Annotated in this window: 16 protein-coding genes; 4 read left to right on the forward strand and 12 right to left on the reverse strand. The window is 73.4% G+C overall.

Annotation, left to right across the window (positions count from 1 at the left end):
- Together AB0424_RS28015 and AB0424_RS28020 are read left to right on the forward strand one after the other, a co-directional pair.
- Positions 1-895, forward strand: an 895-nt coding sequence (locus AB0424_RS28015; protein ID WP_366309347.1) for a DUF4139 domain-containing protein, incomplete at its 5' end; no start/stop codon positions are given.
- A 7-nt stretch (positions 896-902) separates the two neighbouring features.
- Positions 903-2,465, forward strand: coding sequence for a mucoidy inhibitor MuiA family protein (locus AB0424_RS28020; RefSeq protein ID WP_366309348.1), 1,563 nt, complete (start codon positions 903-905; stop codon positions 2,463-2,465).
- Positions 2,466-2,484: 19 nt separating this feature from the next.
- Here AB0424_RS28020 and AB0424_RS28025 read toward each other — a convergent pair whose 3' ends face one another.
- The 6 genes from AB0424_RS28025 to AB0424_RS28050 form a co-directional block, all read right to left on the reverse strand.
- On the reverse strand, positions 2,485-3,099 hold the full coding sequence (locus AB0424_RS28025) for a hypothetical protein (protein ID WP_366309349.1): 615 nt from the start codon (positions 3,097-3,099) through the stop codon (positions 2,485-2,487).
- Positions 3,096-4,271: an ROK family glucokinase gene (locus tag AB0424_RS28030; protein WP_366309350.1), complete on the reverse strand. Its 1,176-nt coding sequence runs from the start codon at positions 4,269-4,271 to the stop codon at positions 3,096-3,098. Before AB0424_RS28030 ends, AB0424_RS28025 begins: the two co-directional genes overlap by 4 nt.
- 58 nt (positions 4,272-4,329) lie before the next feature.
- On the reverse strand, positions 4,330-5,148 hold the full coding sequence (locus tag AB0424_RS28035) for an ATP-binding cassette domain-containing protein (RefSeq protein WP_366309351.1): 819 nt from the start codon (positions 5,146-5,148) through the stop codon (positions 4,330-4,332).
- Positions 5,145-6,200: an ABC transporter permease gene (locus AB0424_RS28040; RefSeq protein WP_366309352.1), complete on the reverse strand. Its 1,056-nt coding sequence runs from the start codon at positions 6,198-6,200 to the stop codon at positions 5,145-5,147. Before AB0424_RS28040 ends, AB0424_RS28035 begins: the two co-directional genes overlap by 4 nt.
- Complete coding sequence (locus AB0424_RS28045) at positions 6,197-7,216, reverse strand: sugar ABC transporter substrate-binding protein (protein WP_366309353.1); 1,020 nt, start codon at positions 7,214-7,216, stop codon at positions 6,197-6,199. Before AB0424_RS28045 ends, AB0424_RS28040 begins: the two co-directional genes overlap by 4 nt.
- Positions 7,217-7,303: 87 nt before the next feature.
- Positions 7,304-8,062: a GntR family transcriptional regulator gene (locus tag AB0424_RS28050; protein ID WP_366309354.1), complete on the reverse strand. Its 759-nt coding sequence runs from the start codon at positions 8,060-8,062 to the stop codon at positions 7,304-7,306.
- Positions 8,063-8,177: 115 nt separating this feature from the next.
- On the opposite strand from AB0424_RS28050, the gene AB0424_RS28055 reads away from it, so the two are divergent.
- Positions 8,178-9,173, forward strand: a complete 996-nt coding sequence (locus AB0424_RS28055; RefSeq protein ID WP_366309355.1) for a Gfo/Idh/MocA family oxidoreductase — start codon at positions 8,178-8,180, stop codon at positions 9,171-9,173.
- A 72-nt stretch (positions 9,174-9,245) separates the two neighbouring features.
- Here the strand turns inward: AB0424_RS28055 and AB0424_RS28060 are convergent, their stop codons facing one another.
- From AB0424_RS28060 to AB0424_RS28070, 3 genes are all read right to left on the reverse strand, one after another.
- Complete coding sequence (locus tag AB0424_RS28060; protein ID WP_366309356.1) at positions 9,246-10,424, reverse strand: cytochrome P450; 1,179 nt, start codon at positions 10,422-10,424, stop codon at positions 9,246-9,248.
- 75 nt (positions 10,425-10,499) lie between these two features.
- Entirely contained in the window at positions 10,500-11,174 is a 675-nt protein-coding gene (locus tag AB0424_RS28065; RefSeq protein ID WP_366309357.1) for a response regulator transcription factor, read from the reverse strand.
- Positions 11,171-12,382: a histidine kinase gene (locus tag AB0424_RS28070; protein ID WP_366309358.1), complete on the reverse strand. Its 1,212-nt coding sequence runs from the start codon at positions 12,380-12,382 to the stop codon at positions 11,171-11,173. Before AB0424_RS28070 ends, AB0424_RS28065 begins: the two co-directional genes overlap by 4 nt.
- Before the next feature lie 146 nt (positions 12,383-12,528).
- Between AB0424_RS28070 and AB0424_RS28075 the strand changes: the two genes are divergently transcribed.
- Entirely contained in the window at positions 12,529-12,750 is a 222-nt protein-coding gene (locus AB0424_RS28075; protein ID WP_366309359.1) for a hypothetical protein, read from the forward strand.
- Between the two features lie 194 nt (positions 12,751-12,944).
- Here the strand turns inward: AB0424_RS28075 and AB0424_RS28080 are convergent, their stop codons facing one another.
- The 3 genes from AB0424_RS28080 to AB0424_RS28090 all read right to left on the reverse strand — a co-directional run bounded on the left by AB0424_RS28080 (position 12,945) and on the right by AB0424_RS28090 (position 15,403).
- Positions 12,945-13,424, reverse strand: coding sequence for an RICIN domain-containing protein (locus tag AB0424_RS28080; RefSeq protein WP_366309360.1), 480 nt, complete (start codon positions 13,422-13,424; stop codon positions 12,945-12,947).
- Positions 13,425-13,599: 175 nt separating this feature from the next.
- Entirely contained in the window at positions 13,600-14,115 is a 516-nt protein-coding gene (locus AB0424_RS28085; protein ID WP_366309361.1) for an RICIN domain-containing protein, read from the reverse strand.
- Positions 14,116-14,479: 364 nt separating this feature from the next.
- Positions 14,480-15,403: a DMT family transporter gene (locus tag AB0424_RS28090; RefSeq protein ID WP_366309362.1), complete on the reverse strand. Its 924-nt coding sequence runs from the start codon at positions 15,401-15,403 to the stop codon at positions 14,480-14,482.
- Between the last annotated feature and the right edge of the window lie 59 nt (positions 15,404-15,462).

Genomic DNA, 15,462 nt, shown 5'->3' on the forward strand with positions numbered 1-15,462 from the left:
GGTGCCCCCCGCTCCCGCCGCCGCCGCGCCGCCGCCCCCGCCTCCGCCGCCCCCGGGGCCGCCGCAGCCGAGCGGCGCCGAGCTCGACTACGCGGCCCTGGTGCTGCGCGGTCCCGACGAGCGGGGCGGCCGCCGCGGCCGGCTGTTCCCGGACGCCCCCTCGGACCTGGTGGCGGCCGAGTACCGGCGCCGCGCCGAGGCGGTGGCCGACCAGCCGCTGCCGGGGAAGACCGTGCGCCCCCGCGAGTCGGCGGGCTCCTTCGACCACCGCTTCGACGCCACCGCCCGCGCCGACGTCCCCTCGGACGGCACCTGGCACACCGTGACCGTCGGCGAGATCGGCGTGGGGCTGCGCACCGAGTACCTCTGCGTGCCCTCCGTCGAGCAGACGGTGTACGCGACGCTGGTCCTCGCCAACGCCACCGACCAGGCGCTGCTGGCGGGGCCGGTGGAGGTCACCGTCGACGACGACTTCCTGCTGACCGCCGCGCTGCCCACGCTCGCTCCGGGCGGCGTCCGCCGGATGGGGCTCGGCCCGGCCGAGGGAATCCGGGTCACCCGCCGCACGCATCTGAACGAGTCGACCGCGGGCATGCGCAACCAGACCACCGTGCTCGACCACCGCGTCCACGTGGAGCTGGCCAACCGGCTCGCGCGGCCCGTCACGGTCGAGGTCCACGAACGGGTTCCGGTCAGCACGGAGCCGGACGTCCGCATCGAGGAGCGGGCCGGCTGGACGACGCCCGAGGAGGGCTCGGGCCCCGACCGCCTCGCGCCGGGCACCCGCGTCTGGCGGCTCGACCTGCCCGCCGGCGCCACCACCGCCCTCGACGGCGGCTACGAGATCCGCATCCCGACCGGCAAGGCCCTGGTCGGCGGCAACCGCAGGAGCTGACACCGCCATGACCACGCCCCCCGAGCCGATCGCCCTCCCCGTCACCGCGGTGACCTGTCTGGAGGACCGCGCCCTCGTCGAGCGGACCACCGTCCTCGACCTGCCGGCCGGCGTCACCCGGCTGCGTCTCGGTCCGGTCGGCGCGCTCGCCGTCGACCGGACCCTCCACGCCGAGCTGACCGCCGAGCACGCCGCGGACGTCCTCGACGTGCGGATCGTCCGCACCTGGACCCCGCGCGGACCTCGCCCCTCGCCCGTCGACGACTCCGCCCTGCGCCTGCGCGTCCACGCCCTGGAAGAGGAGGAGGCCGACCTCGGCCGGCAGGCCGAACGGCTGCGGGCCCGCCTCGGCCTGCTCGGCCGGCTCGCCGGCGACCTGATGCGGGAGATCGGCGAGGGCACCGGCTACGGCGAGACCGAGCGGTCGCGCTGGACCCGCGAGCTCGACCGCGTGGACGGCGAGCGCGACACGTACGCCGAACGGCTGCGCGCCGTGCAGGCCCGGCAGTCCGCGCTGGAGTCCGAGCTCCTGGAGTCCCAGCTGGCCCTGCACCGGTCGGAGGAGGACCCCGCCGAGCTGGTCGGCCACGTCGAGCTGACCGTGGAGACCGCGGCGGCCGGACCCGTGGGGCTGCGTCTGAGCCACCTCACCCCGTGCGCCCTGTGGCGGCCCGCCTACCGGGCCGTGCTCGACGGCGACTCCCTCACCGTGGAGACCGACGCGATGGTCTGGCAGCGCACGGGCGAGGACTGGTCGGGCGTCCGGCTGACCCTCTCGACGGCCCGCTCGGCGCTGGCCACCGACCCGCCGCGCATCGCCGAGGACCGGCTGACGCTGAAGGACCGCTCGGCGGCGGAGCGCCGGACGGTCGACGTGGAGCTGCGCGAGGAGGACGTCGAGTCCCTCGGTCCGGCCCCCGTACTCGGTCTGCCGGGGGTCGACGACGGCGGCGAGGCGCGCGTCCTGAAGGCGCCCGCACCGGTCTCCGTGCCCGGGGACGGGCGGGCCCACCGGGTGCCGCTGTCCTCGTTCACCGCGCCCGCCCGCGCCGAGTACGCCTGCTCGCCGGAGCTGTCCCCGCTGGTCACGCAGGTGGTCCGGTTCGACAACCTGTCCGGCCACGTGCTGCTCGCCGGGCCCGTCGACCTCGTCCGGGGCAGCGGCTTCACCGGGCGCGGCACGCTGGACTTCACGGCCGTCGGCGCCGCCGCCGAGCTGGCCTTCGGCAGCCGCGACGACTACCGGGTGGTCCGGCTGGCCGAGGAGTCCCGCGACTCCGTCGGCCTGACCCAGCGCACGGTGGTCACCCGCACGGTACGGCTCCATGTGTCGCGCTTCTCCGCGCCCGGGGAGAGCGACGGCCGCACCGTGGTGCTGCGGGAGCGGATCCCGGTCTCCGAGGTCTCCGCGGTGGAGGTGCGCCTCCACAAGGACGCCTGCTCCCCGCCGCCGGACGCGGTCGACGCCGACGGCATCGCCCGCTGGGAGGTGGACCTCCCGCCCGGCGGCCGCCGCACGGTCACCCTGGTGTACGAGCTGTCGGCGAGCGCCAAGGTCACCGGCCTCTGACCGGGCCGGGTCCGGAGGTTCAGGGGCTGGTCGCGGAGACCGCGTACACCCGCGGGAAGGCCGGGTCGGTGAGGTCGACCGTGATGTCGGTGTCGGGGCGTGGTTCCTCGCGGAGTACGGAGGTGCCCGCCCAGGCCGTGCCGCCTGTGGTGCCGGCGGCGGTGGCGTCGGTCGCGCCGTCGCCGAAGGTCCAGCCGGCGATCTCGGCGTCGCGGTCGCCGACGGTGATACGGCCCGAGGTGAGGCGCGCGCGGCCGGTGCCGGACTCGGCGAGGAAGGCGTCGAGGCCGCCGGCGGTCGTCGTGAACTGGACGTAGAGCCGGCTCGTCTTCCAGTTGCTGGTCTCGTAGTAGGCGACGTCCCAGGCTCCGGCGGGCACCGGCACCTCGAAGACCCGGCGCTTCATCAGCGAGGGCCAGTTGGCCTGGAGACCGGCGGCCGAGGACTCGCGCTCCTTGTCGCGGCCGCTGTCGCGGCTCTGGCCCGCGGAGATGACGAGGTAGCCGGCCGGGATGCCGACGAGCAGCACGATGGTGACGGCGGTCAGCCAGCGGCGGCGGATCATGTGCCGGCGGTCCTCGGGCAGCTTGGCCCGCGGGTCGCGCGAAGGGGTGGACTGGTGGGGCACGGTCATGAAGGCGGGTCCTCGGGAGTGCGTGCGGCCCGGCCCGTGGTCCCGTTGCGCAGGACCTGGGCGTAGCGCTCGTACCGTTCGTACCGCTCGACGCGGCGCCGGTTGGCGCGGCGGAAGCGGCGGGCGACGAGCCGGGCGAGGTCGGCGGCGCCGACCATCCCCGCCTCGGGTCCGAGCTGGGCGCGGGTGATGCGGGCCTCGGGGCGGTAGCCGCGGCCGGTGAGGTGGCGGCGGAAGGCGTCCCGGGCGGGGCCGATCAGGAGGTCGTCGGCGGCGGAGACGCCTCCGCCGATGACGAAGCAGGAGGGGTCGAGGGCGGCGGCCAGGTTGGCGATGCCGACGCCGAGCCACTGGCCGATGTCCTGGAGCAGTTCGACGCACATGGCGTCGCCCTCGCGGGCGAGCTCGGTGATCAGCGGACCGCTGATCTCGGGGATGTTGCCCTTGACCCGTTCGATGATGCCGTAGGCGACCGGGGAGTCGGCCGCCGCCAGCTCGCGGGCCTCGCGGACGAGCGCGTTGCCGGAGCTGTACTGCTCCCAGCAGCCCCGGTTGCCGCAGGGGCAGCGGTGTCCGCCGGGGACGACCTGCATGTGGCCGAACTCGCCCGCGACGCCGTACTTGCCGCGCTTGACCTGGCCGCCCTCCAGGATCGCGCCGCCGATGCCGGTGCCGAGGGTGATCATGACGAGGTGGTCCTCGCCGCGTCCGGCGCCGAAGCGCCACTCGGCCCAGGCCGCGGTGTTGGCGTCGTTGTCGACCATGACGGGGACCGCGAGGCGCCCCTGGAGGGCGTCGCGGAGGGGCTCGTTGCGCCAGGCGAGGTGCGGGGCGAAGAGCACCCGGGCGCGGTCGGCGTCGACCCAGCCGGCCGCGCCGATGCCGACGGCGTGCACGTCGTGCCGGTCGGAGAGGTCCAGGACCAGCTCGACGATGGTGTCCTCGACGACCTTGGGGCTCTTGGACTTGTCCGGGGTCTCCGTGCGGAGCTTCTCCAGGATGTTGCCGTCGGCGTCGACGACACCGGCCATCACCTTCGTACCGCCGATGTCGATGCCGACGGTCGGCACCCGGGGCGCCGTCAGGTGGGAGCGCCGCTCCCGGGTCCCGACGGTCCGCAGGACGGTGCCCCGGGCCGAGCCCCGGTGGGTGAGGTCGCGGTAGGTACTCATCGGCTCCGATTCTGCCAGCTGGAGAGTGAGGGGGCCGTGAGGTCGGCCGCGACGGCCGTCACGTCGCGGAGGGCCGCTCCAGTTCGTGGCGGAGGTCCTCCAGCTCGGAGCCGCCTGCCATCTGCCGGGTCAACTCGTCGAGCGTCACGGACGCCTTGGTGTGGCTGCCGGCCATGGCGCCGCGCTTGAGGAGGACGAAACGGTCGCCGACGAGGTAGGCGTGGTGGGGGTTGTGCGTGATGAGGACCACGCCGAGGCCCTGGTCACGTGCGGCGGCGACGTACTTCAGGACGACGCCGGACTGCTTGACGCCGAGCGCGGCGGTCGGCTCGTCGAGGACGAGGACCTTGGCGCCGAAGTGGACGGCGCGGGCGATGGCCACGCACTGGCGCTCGCCGCCGGAGAGGGTGCCGATGGGCTGGTCGACGTCGCGCAGGTCGATGCCCATGCGGAGCAGCGCCTCGCGGGTGGTGCTCCGCATGAGGCCGACGTCGAGCCGCTTGAGGGGACCGGAGCCCCTGGTGGGCTCGGAGCCGAGGAAGAAGTTCCGCCAGACCGGCATGAGGGGGACCACGGCGAGGTCCTGGTAGACGGTGGCGATGCCCCGGTCGAGGGCGTCGCGGGGGTTGGCGAGGGTGACCTCCTCGCCCTCGATGCGGAAGGTCCCCGCGTCGTGCCGGTGGAGACCCGCGACGATCTTGATGAGGGTGGACTTGCCGGCGCCGTTGTCGCCGAGGACGCAGGTGATGTCGCCCGCGCGGACCTCCAGGGAGACCCCTTCGAGGGCGCGGATGTTGCCGTAGTACTTGCTGACGTCGGTCAGCTCGACGAGCGGAGCGGCGTCGGGGGCGGCGGGCGCCGTGGCGTCGGTCGTCACTTGGTGGCCTCCACGCGCTTGCGGATCCAGGCGTTCAGCAGGGTCGCCAGGAGGAGCATCGCTCCCAGGAAGAACTTGAACCAGTCGGGGTTCCACTCGGCGTACACGATGCCCTTGCTGGTCATGCCGAAGATGAGGGCGCCGACCGCCGAGCCGATGGCGGAGCCGTATCCGCCGGTGATCAGGCAGCCGCCGATGACGGCCGCGATGATGTAGATGAGCTCGTTGCCGACGCCTTCGCCCGACTGGACGACGTCGAAGGAGAACAGCAGGTGCTGGCCGGAGATCCAGGCGCAGAAGGCCACGCCCATGTAGAGGCCGATCTTCGTCCGGTAGACGGGGACGCCGACCGCGCGGGCCGCGTCGGCGCCGCCGCCGACGGCGAAGATCCAGTTGCCGAAGCGGGTGCGGAGCAGGATCCAGGTGGCGAGGGCGACGAGGCCGAACCACCACAGGATGGTGACCTTGAACTCGACGCCGCCGATGGTCAGCTGCGAGGCGAAGAGCTTCCGGGCGGAGGGGAAGCCCTCCATGTCGGCGATGGTCTTCGTGGAGACGGTGCCGCTGATCAGCTTGGTGAGGCCGAGGTTCAGGCCGGTCAGCATGAGGAAGGTGCCCAGCGTGATGATGAAGCTGGGCAGCTTGGTGCGGGTCAGCATGACGCCGTTGAACAGGCCGATCGCCAGGGTGACGAGCAGCGAGACGCCGACGCCGACCCAGACGTTCGCCGTCATCTGGTAGCTGAACATCGACGAGATCAGCGCCGAGCTCGTCACCATCACGCCGGCGGAGAGGTCGAACTCGCCGCCGATCATCAGCAGGGCGACGGGGACGGCCATGATCCCGATGGTGGAGGCCGCGTAGAGCACGGTGCCGAGGCTGGCGGGGCGCAGGAAGCTGTCGGCGACGACCGAGAAGAACACGAAGACGGCGATCGCGCCGACGACCGAGCCGAGCTCGGGGCGGGCGAGGAGCTTCTTGAGCGGGGTGGTGCGCAGCAGCCGTTCGTCGACGTGGTCGACGCCGTCCGACGGCGGGGCGGTGGAGCTCATCGGGTGCCCCGCTCCGCGTAGCCGACGAGCGCGGCGGCGTCGTCCTTGGTGATGATCTGGGGTCCGGTGAGGACCGGCTTGCCGCCGCCGAGGACGTCGGCGTTGTAGCGGTAGAGCCAGAGCAGGTCGACGGCCTCGTAGCCCTGGAGGTAGGGCTGCTGGTCGACGGCGAAGCCGAGGGTGCCGGCCTGGAGGGCGGTCGCGACCTTGGCGTTGAGGTCGAAGGTGTCGACCTCCGCGGTGCTCCCGGCGCTCTTCGCGGCCTGGACGGCGGCGTCGGCGAAGGGGGCGCCGAGGGTGACGACGGCGTCGATGTCCTTGTCGGACTGGAGCTTGGCCTCGATGGACGCCTTCACGTCGGGCATGTTGGTGCCGTCGACGTAGAGGTTCACGAGTTCGCCGCCGAAGGTCTTCTTCGCTCCGCCGCAGCGCTGCTCGTGGCCGACGTTGCCCTGCTCGTGCAGGACGCAGAGGGCCTTCTTCTTCTTGCGCCGGTCGAGTTCCTCGCCGACGGCCTCGCCTGCGACGGTCTCGTCCTGGCCGATGTGGGTCAGGGCGCCGTACGCCTTGGACTGCTCGGCGCCCGAGTTCACGGTGATCACCGGGATGCCGGCCTTGACGGCCTTCTCGACGGCGGCCTTCACGGCGTCGGGCTTGGCCAGGGTCACGATGAGACCGTCGACGCCCTTGGTGACGTACGAGTCGATCAGCTGCGCCTGTTCCTTGCCCTCGTCGCTGTGGGCGTAGAGGAAGTTGATGTTGTCCTTGACGGCGGCCTGCTTGGCGCCGTTCTGGACGATGTCCCAGAAGGTGTCCCCGTCACCGGAGTGGGTCACCATGGCGAAGGTCCAGCGGGGGGTGTCGACGGCCGCCCGGCCCTGGGCAGCGGCTGCCTTGCGGGCGTCCTCCGCCCTCTTCCCGCCGGTGCTGCTGCACCCCGCGAGCGCCCCTGTGAGTGTGAGCGCGAGCACGGCGCCGACGACGGCGCGTACCCCTCCGGTCCGAAGCCTGGTCACGAGGCCGTGCCCTCCTTTGTGTCCTTCTGCGTGCATTGCAGTATCGGTCATGCGGATCGCAGCGCTCGTCAGGGGGCCTCCTCGGGGCTACGGACGGACCATCAGCCGGAACTCGAAGGCGTACCGGGCGGCCCGGTAGAGGTGGGAGCCGTACTCGACGGCGCGGCCGGTGTCGTCGAAGGTGGTGCGCTCCATCGTGAGCAGCGGGGCGCCCGCCGGCTCGTCGAGGAGCACGGCCTCGGCGGCGGTCGCGGCGCGGGCGCCGATCGACTGCCGGGCGCTGTGCAGGGTGATCGCGGCGGAGCGGAGGGTGCGGTAGAGGCCGGTGGTCTCCAGGAGCGCGGTGTCGGCGGCGACGAGCCCGGCGGGGAGGTGGTTGCGCAGGTACGCCATGGGTTCGCCGTGGGCGGTGCGCAGCCGCTCCAGGTAGCGGACGTCGCTGCCCGGGGCTATGCCGAGGGCGGCGGCGACCGGTCCGGGGGCGGGTTCGGTGCGGTCGACGAGGACCCGGGTGGCGGGGCTCCGTCCCGCGGCGTCGAGGTCGTCGTAGAGGCTGCCGAGTTCCGGCGGGCGCCGGACCCCGCCGGGCAGGACCTGGGTGCCGACGCCGCGGCGACGGACCAGGAGGCCCTTGTCGACGAGGGTCCGGATGGCCTGGCGGACGGTGGGACGGGACAGGCCGAGGCGGGTGGCGAGGTCGATCTCGTTGCCCAGGAGGGTGCCCGGGGCCAGCGTCCCGTTCTCCACGGCGCTCTCCAGCTGGCGGGCGAGCTGGAAGTAGAGCGGGACCGGGCTGCCGCGGTCCACGGAGAGCGGGGGCAGGGGGGATCCGGACTGCTTGGACACTGGGGGAGCGTAGCCCCGGTGTGCGGGTGACAGGAAGCACATGACGGGAGGTCGTGACGTCCGGATGTCCTGACAAATCCTTGACAGTCGGGACGGGCGCCCCCACGGTGGGGCCATGCGCATCGGACTCATCGGTACGGGACGGATCGGGAGCTTCCACGCGGGTGTGCTGGCCCGCCATCCGGAGGTCGGGGCGCTGGTCGTGGCCGACGCGGACGCGTCGCGGGCGGCCGGTGTCGCGGGGGCGCTGGGCGCGGAGGCGGCCCCGGACGTGGAGGCCCTGCTCGGGCACGCCCTGGACGCCGTGGTCATCGCCTCGGCGACGGCCGCGCACGCGGAGCTGATCACGCGGGCGGCGGAGGCGGGACTGCCTGCCTTCTGCGAGAAGCCGATCGCCCTGGACGTCCCGGGGACCGCGCGGGCCCTGGCGGCGGTGGCCGCGGCGGGCACCGAGCTGCAGCTGGGGTTCATGCGCCGCTTCGACGCGGGGTACCGGGCGGCGCGCGAGGCGGTGCGGTCGGGGCGGCTCGGCCGGCTGCACACCGTACGGGCGGTGACCTCCGACCCGGCGCCGCCGCCCGCCGCGTATCTGCCGCTCTCCGGCGGGCTCTTCCGGGACTGTCTGGTGCACGACTTCGACATCGTCCGCTGGGTGACCGGGCGGGAGGTCGTCGAGGTGTACGCGACGGGCTCGGACGCGGGCCCGGCGATGTTCCGCGCGGCGGGTGACGTCGACACGGCCGCCGCCCTGCTCACCCTGGACGACGGCACGCCGGTGACGGTGACGGGGACGCGGTGCAACGGCGCCGGGTACGACGTGCGCATGGAGCTGGCGGGCGAGCGGGACCAGGTCGTGGTCGGGCTGGACGAGCGCGCGCCGCTCACCTCCGTGGAGCCGCACGGCCCGGCCGCGCCGGGCAAGCCCTGGCCGGGGTTCCTGGAGCGGTTCGGTCCCGCGTACGAGGCCGAACTCGACGCCTTCGTACGGCTGGTGCGGGGCGAGGCCGCCAACCCGTGCGACGGACGGGAGGCCCTGTCGGCCCTCCGGATCGCGGAGGCGTGCGAGCTCTCCCGCCGGGAGCGGCGGCCGGTGCGGGTGGACGCCGCCTGAGCGGTGCCGGGCCGGACATCCCCGTGCGGGCATGTCCGGCCGGGGCCGCGGGTGGCCGGGGCGCCCGAGCGCTCACCACCGGACGGGAAGGCTCCTGACGCCGCGCAGCAGGAGGCCGGGCAGCCACTCCCAGGGCTCTCCCCCGGGGTCGAGCTCCAGCCGGGGGAAGCGGTCGAGGAGGGTACGGAGCGCGATCCTGCCCTCCAGGCGGGCCAGCGGGGCGCCGAGGCAGTAGTGGATGCCGTGGCCGAAGGCGAGGTGGCCGCGGGTGTCCCGGCGGATGTCGAAGCGGTCGGGGTCGGGGAAGCGGGCGGGGTCGCGGTCGAGCGCGCCGATGCCCACGAGGACGCTCTCGTGGGCGGGGACGACCCGGCCGCCGAGGACGACCTCCTCCCGGGTGAAGCGGTAGGTGCCGGTCTCCACCGGGCCGTCGTACCGCAGGGACTCCTCGATCGCGCCGTCGAGCAGGGAGGGGTCGGCGCGCAGGGCGGCGAGCTGTGCGGGGTGGGTGAGCAGGTTGCGGACGGTGTTGGAGATCAGGTTGACGGTGGTCTCGTGTCCGGCGATGAGCAACAGATACGCCATGGCTCGGAGTTCGGGCAGGGAGAGCCGGTCGCCGTCCTCGGCACGGGCGGTGATCAGGCCGGAGAGCAGGTCGTCGGCGGGCCCGGCGGCCCGCTTGTCCTCGATGAGTTCGTCGAGATACCCGGCGAAGCCCTCCAGGGCCTCCTGGATGCCCTGTTCGCCGGTGGGGACGACCAGTTCGTTCGACCAGCGGCGGAAGGTGTCGCGGTCCTCGGCGGGGACGCCGAGGAGTTCGCAGATGACGGTGATCGGCAGCGGGAAGGCGTAGGCGTCGACGAGGTCGGCGCGGCCCGCCGGTTCCATCGCGTCGGCGAGGTCCTGGGTCAGCCGTTCGATGCGGGGCCGCAGGCTCTCGACCCGGCGGCCGGTGAACTCCGCCGTGACGAGGCGGCGCAGCCGGGTGTGGTCGGGGGCGTCCGCCGCGAGGAGGTGGACGCCGATGATGTCCTCCTCCGGCGGCTTCACGCCGATGACGGACGGGGACTTGGCCAGGCGCGGGTCGGCGAGCGCGGCGCGCCCCTCCTCGTGGCCGACGACCAGCCAGAACCGGAAGCCGTCCGGCATCAGCACCTCGTGCACGGGACCGGCTTCGCGGAGCTTCGCGTAGAAGGGATACGGGTTCGCGGTGAAGTCCGCGCCGTACTCCCCCAGTTCGATGACGGACATCGGTTCAGACTATCCGACCGGGCGGTCCCTTCCGGGGGTCGTGGCGCGAGCCCGGCATGATCGACAGGACACGGCCTAGTCGCCGTCGGCCTCGTCCAGCAGACCCGCGTCGTGGACCAGGAGCGCGATCTGGACCCGGTTGTCGAGGTCGAGTTTGGCGAGGACGCGGGAGACGTGGGCCTTGACCGTCGGGACGCTCATGTACAGCTCGGCGGCGATCTCGGCGTTGGAGCGGCCGCGGCCGACGGCGACGGCCACCTCCCGCTCGCGCTCGGCGAGCCGGCCGAGGCGGCCGGCGGCCGCGGCGCGGCGGGACCGCTCCGGCCGGTCGGCGGCGACGTGGGTGATCAGACGGCGGGTCACGGCGGGCGAGAGGACGGGGTCCCCGGCGGCGACGCGGCGGACGGCGGCGAGGATCTCGGCGGGCGGGGTGTCCTTGAGGACGAATCCGGCGGCGCCGGCCCGCAGGGCGCGCAGCACCTGTTCGTCGGCGTGGAAGGTGGTGAGGACGATGACCTCGGGGGCGTCCGGGCGGGCACGGAGCCGTTCGGTGGCGGTGAGGCCGTCGACCCTCGGCATGCGGATGTCCATGAGGACGACGTGCGGGGCGAGCCGGGCGACGAGTTCGGGGACGTCCGCGCCGTCGGAGCCCTCGCCGACGATCTCCACTCCGTCGGCGCCGCCGAGCATCAGGGTGAGGCCAGCGCGGACCAGGGGGTCGTCGTCGACGATGAGCAGCCGGATGGTCATGGGGGCCACGGTAGCCAGGCGTGCAGGGCGAACCCTCCGTCGGGGGCCGGGCCGTGCTCCATCCGGCCGCCGGCGAGGGTGGCGCGTTCCGTGAGGCCGATCAGTCCCTGGCCGGAGCCGGGGACGTGCGGGACCGGACCGGACGGGGCGGGGTTGTGGACGTCGACGGTCAGGCCGTCGCCCGGCCGGCCGCGGACGGTGACCGTGACCACGGTTCCCGGCGCGTGCTTGCGGGCGTTGGTGAGGCCCTCCTGCGCGATGCGGTAGACGGTGCGGCCGGTGGCCGCGGGCACGGCGGCGGGGTCGTCGACGGTGGTGTCGAGGACGACGTCGGCCCCCGCCTCGCGGGATTCGGCGACGAGCGCGTCGAGCGTGACGAGGGTCGGCTGGGGCCGGTCCCCCTCGCCGCCCTCGCCGGGGGTGCGCAGGACGCCGATGATCTCGCGGAGGTCCTGGAGGGCCTCGTGGGCGCTGTCGCGGATGACGCCGGCGGCGCGGGCGACCTGCTCGGGCGGGGCGTCGGGCCGGAACTCCAGGGCCCCGGCGTGCACGCTGAGGAGGGTGAGCCGGTGGGCGAGGACGTCGTGCATCTCGCGGGCGATGGCCTCGCGGGCCAGCCGCTGGGCCTGGGCGGCCCGCAGCTCGGCCTCGGCCTCGGCGCGGCGGGCGCGTTCCCTGAGGGCCTCGACGAGCTGGCGCCGGGAGCGGACGAGCATGCCCCAGGCGGTGACGAGGAGGACGAGGATCGAGCCGATGGCGACGGACAGCCAGGCGTTGGTGGTGGGGTCGGGACGGACGACGACCTGCACGGCCGAGGTGGCGACGGCGAACGCGCCGATCCACGCGACCTCGCGGAAGGGACGGCGTACGGCGACGCTGAACAGGCTCGCGAGCAGCGCCCCGGCCGCGACCGGGGCCACGACGTTCACCAGGGAGAGCACGACGGCCAGCCCGACGGGCCACCTCCGGCGCGCCCAGAGGGCGCAGCAGGCGGCGGCTCCTGCGAGCTGGTCGGCGAGCGTGACCGCCTCGCTGGTGTACTGCGCGGTGGTGTCGGCGACCAGGAGGCCGACGAAGGCGGCGAGCAGGAAGAGCGTGGTGTCCACGACCCAGTCGCGGGCCGTTCGGCGGGGCCTCGGCGCCCCCGTCCCACCCGGTTCGACCAGGTGAGAGGGGAGCAGCCAGCGCTGCCGGTCCGTACGAGTCATAAGGGCAATGTACGCAGCCGAGGGGCGCCCGCCGGGCATGAGCGGCCCGGGCGGCTACCGAAGTCGCACAGCTCGATACTTCGGTAGCGGGTGCCGTGGACCGGAGGCGGACGCGGCCGCCCGGCCACCCCCGCCATGATCACGGCATGAAGAGAATTCTCGAGGTAGGCGGATTCCTGCTCACGGTGTTCGGCGTCTGCGGGGTGGTCCGGGAGCTCACGGACGGCTGGTTCCGGCTGATGGGGCTGACGCGGTTCCTGACCGACAACGTCTGGTTCCTGGAGGGCCGCGAGGTGTTCGCCAACATCGTGATCGCGGTCCTCGGCCTGGTCCTCATGATCGTGTCGGACCGGGTTCCCCGGACCTGAGGTAGGGGGTGTCCGGAAGGTCATGGGCGCCAGGGTGGGAGGCAGGCGAGGGTGACCGACGGGCGCCGGAGCACGGGGATCGCGCGACGAACGCGATCACGGGGCGGCGGTCATGCCGGGGCATCCGTCACGCGAGTCGGTCCCGACGGGTGCGGGGTGAGAGCGTGGACCGCTCACACCCCGCCCCGGAATCGTCAGAAGACCAGGCCCCATGCCTGGGGGTTGTTGAACTCCGGGTTGCAGGTCCACAGGGTCAGCCAGGTTCCGTTGGCCGAGGAGTTGCCCTTGTTCGTGATGCACTTGCCCCCGAACTGGGTCCAGGTCCGTCCGGAGTTGCCGACGAACACCTGCGGGCTGGAGTCGCTCCAGTCGCAGGTCCACAGGGTCAGGACCGTGCCGTTGGTGGCGGAGGCGTTGCCGCGCGGGGTCAGGCACTTGCCGCTGACGTCGTGCACGATGTGCTGGTTGAGCCAGTGCCAGTTCTGCAGGCTGCTGCCCGTGCAGGACCAGACGGTGATGACTGCCCCGTTGGCGGTGCTGTTGCCCTCGGGTGTGGCGCAGCTGCCCTGGTTGTAGAGCCGGTTGCCGGCGGCGTTGGCCGTGCCGGTCGACAGGACACTGACGCCGAGCGCGGTGAGCAGTGCGATGAGTAGGGCTGACGCCTTGCGTATCATCTCGGTCTTCCTCGAAGGTTGCCGACCCCGCGGTCGGGGGTGGCGGTGATGTGGTGGTTGCCTGGCCGGACGGGCGGGGACACCTGTCCGCGCCGCGCGGCCATGAGCGCAGATCATGAGGATCGACGCGGCATGGCAGCGTTCGTCGCCCGGGGCGGGTGCCCCGAAGGGGCTCCTACGCGTAGTTGAAGACCCACTGCTGCTCGGTGGGGTAGTCGCCGGCGCAGCGCCACAGGGTGAGGTAGGTGCCGTTGGCGTGGCTGCCGCCCTTGTTCGTCAGGCAGCGGTAGTCCGGGCCCGAGTAAGCGGTCCAGGTCCAGCCCTGGTCGTAGTCGAACAGCTGCGGGTAGTTGGTGCTGCTGGTGTCGCAGTCCCACAGGCCCAGGACGGCGCCGTCGGTCTTGTAGCCGTTGCCGTACGGGGTCAGGCACCTACCGCTCGCCCTGTTCACGATCTGGTAGCTCCCCCTGTCCATTCGGATCTCCCAGTGCTGGAGCGGGGAGCCGGTGCAGTCCCACAGGGTGATGATGGTCCCGTTGGAGGTGCCGTTGCCCTTCGGCGTGGCGCACTTCCCCGAGTACTTGTTCTTCAGCACGTGGTACGTCGCGGCGTCCGCGTCAGTGGCGGTCGAGACGTTCATGGTGAACACGACCAGGAGGGCCGCGAAGACGGCCAGTATGGACTTACGCATGATCAGCTTTCTCAAATGAAGCACGTGGTCGCGCTTCCTTCCACGTGGCGCACGAAGCGCCGGCACGACGGCCTGCGGCCGACTCCACCGTCCGCGCCGCGCGGCCATGAGCGCAGATCATTGAGGATCGACGCGGCATGGCAGCGTTCGTCGCCCGGGCGGGTGTCCGGCAACAAGGAATCTAGGGCCGGACGGAACGTCAGGGTGTGCGAGGCACGCAGCTTTCCTGTGCAACGGATGCAGCCCGGCAGAGGCCCGCGTCGTCTCCCGCGGGGGATGCACGGAGTGCGGGGGCCCAAGGTGCGGGCGTCGTCGGGCTTGCCGACGCGGTGTCCCTGGACGGCGTCCAGGGCCAGGACACCCCCTAGGCGGCCCGGTCGGCGGCCCGGCGGCCCCAGGCGGTGCCCGCCAGCACGAGGGCGGCGCCGGCGAGGCCGAGGACGCCGGGGCGGTCGCCGGCGAGGGCGATGCCCGCGGCGGCCGCCCAGAGGGGCTCCGTCCCGAGGAGGAGGCTGACCCGGGAGGGTGAGGTGCGGCGGACCGCCCACATCTGCACGAAGAACGCGAAGAGGGTGCAGCAGACGGAGAGGAAGAGCAGCCCGGCCCACTCGCGCGGCCCGAAGGCGAGGGCGACGGCCCACGGCGAGGCCCCGGTGCCCGGGACGGCGGCCAGGACGGCGAACACGGCCACCGCGGAGCCGAGCTGGACGGTGGTGAGGGAGAGCGAGTCCGCCGAGCGGACCGCCTTGATCCGCGACATGGCCAGGACGTGCACCGTCCGGGCGACGGCCGCGAGCAGCATCAGCAGGTCGCCGAGCGAGGGCGCGGTGAAACCGCCGCCCTGGGTCAGCAGGACGACGCCGGCCACGGAGAGCCCCGCGGCGGCGAGGAACGCCCGCGGGGGCCGCACCCGGTTCACGGCGGCCTCCGCGAGCGGGGTGAAGATCATGGTGAGGCTGATGATCAGGCCCGCGTTGGTGGCGGAGGTGTGCACGACGCCGTACGTCTCCAGCAGGAAGATCCCGCCGAGGATCAGCCCGAGGGTCGCCGCGCCCCGCCACTGGGCCGCGGTCAGCGCCCGGAGCCTGCGCCGGCCCGCCGCCACCAGGACCGGCAGGACCACGGCGAACCGCAGGACGAGGACCGCGACGACGGTGTGGGTGGTGGTGATGCCCTTGGCCGCCAGATAACTGGCGCCCCAGACGACGGCGACGAGCAGGACGGGCAGGTCGGTGAGCCAGGCCCGGCGGGGGGCGCCGAGGGTCACGGGGGCGGCGATCGACGACATGGCGGCCGCTTCTCCAACTCTTGAGACGGGGTGGAGACTTCGGCGGCTCCCACGTGGAG

The sequence above is a fragment of the Streptomyces sp. NPDC051180 genome, assembly GCF_040689545.1.
In the GTDB taxonomy this organism is placed as follows: Bacteria; Actinomycetota; Actinomycetes; order Streptomycetales; family Streptomycetaceae; genus Streptomyces.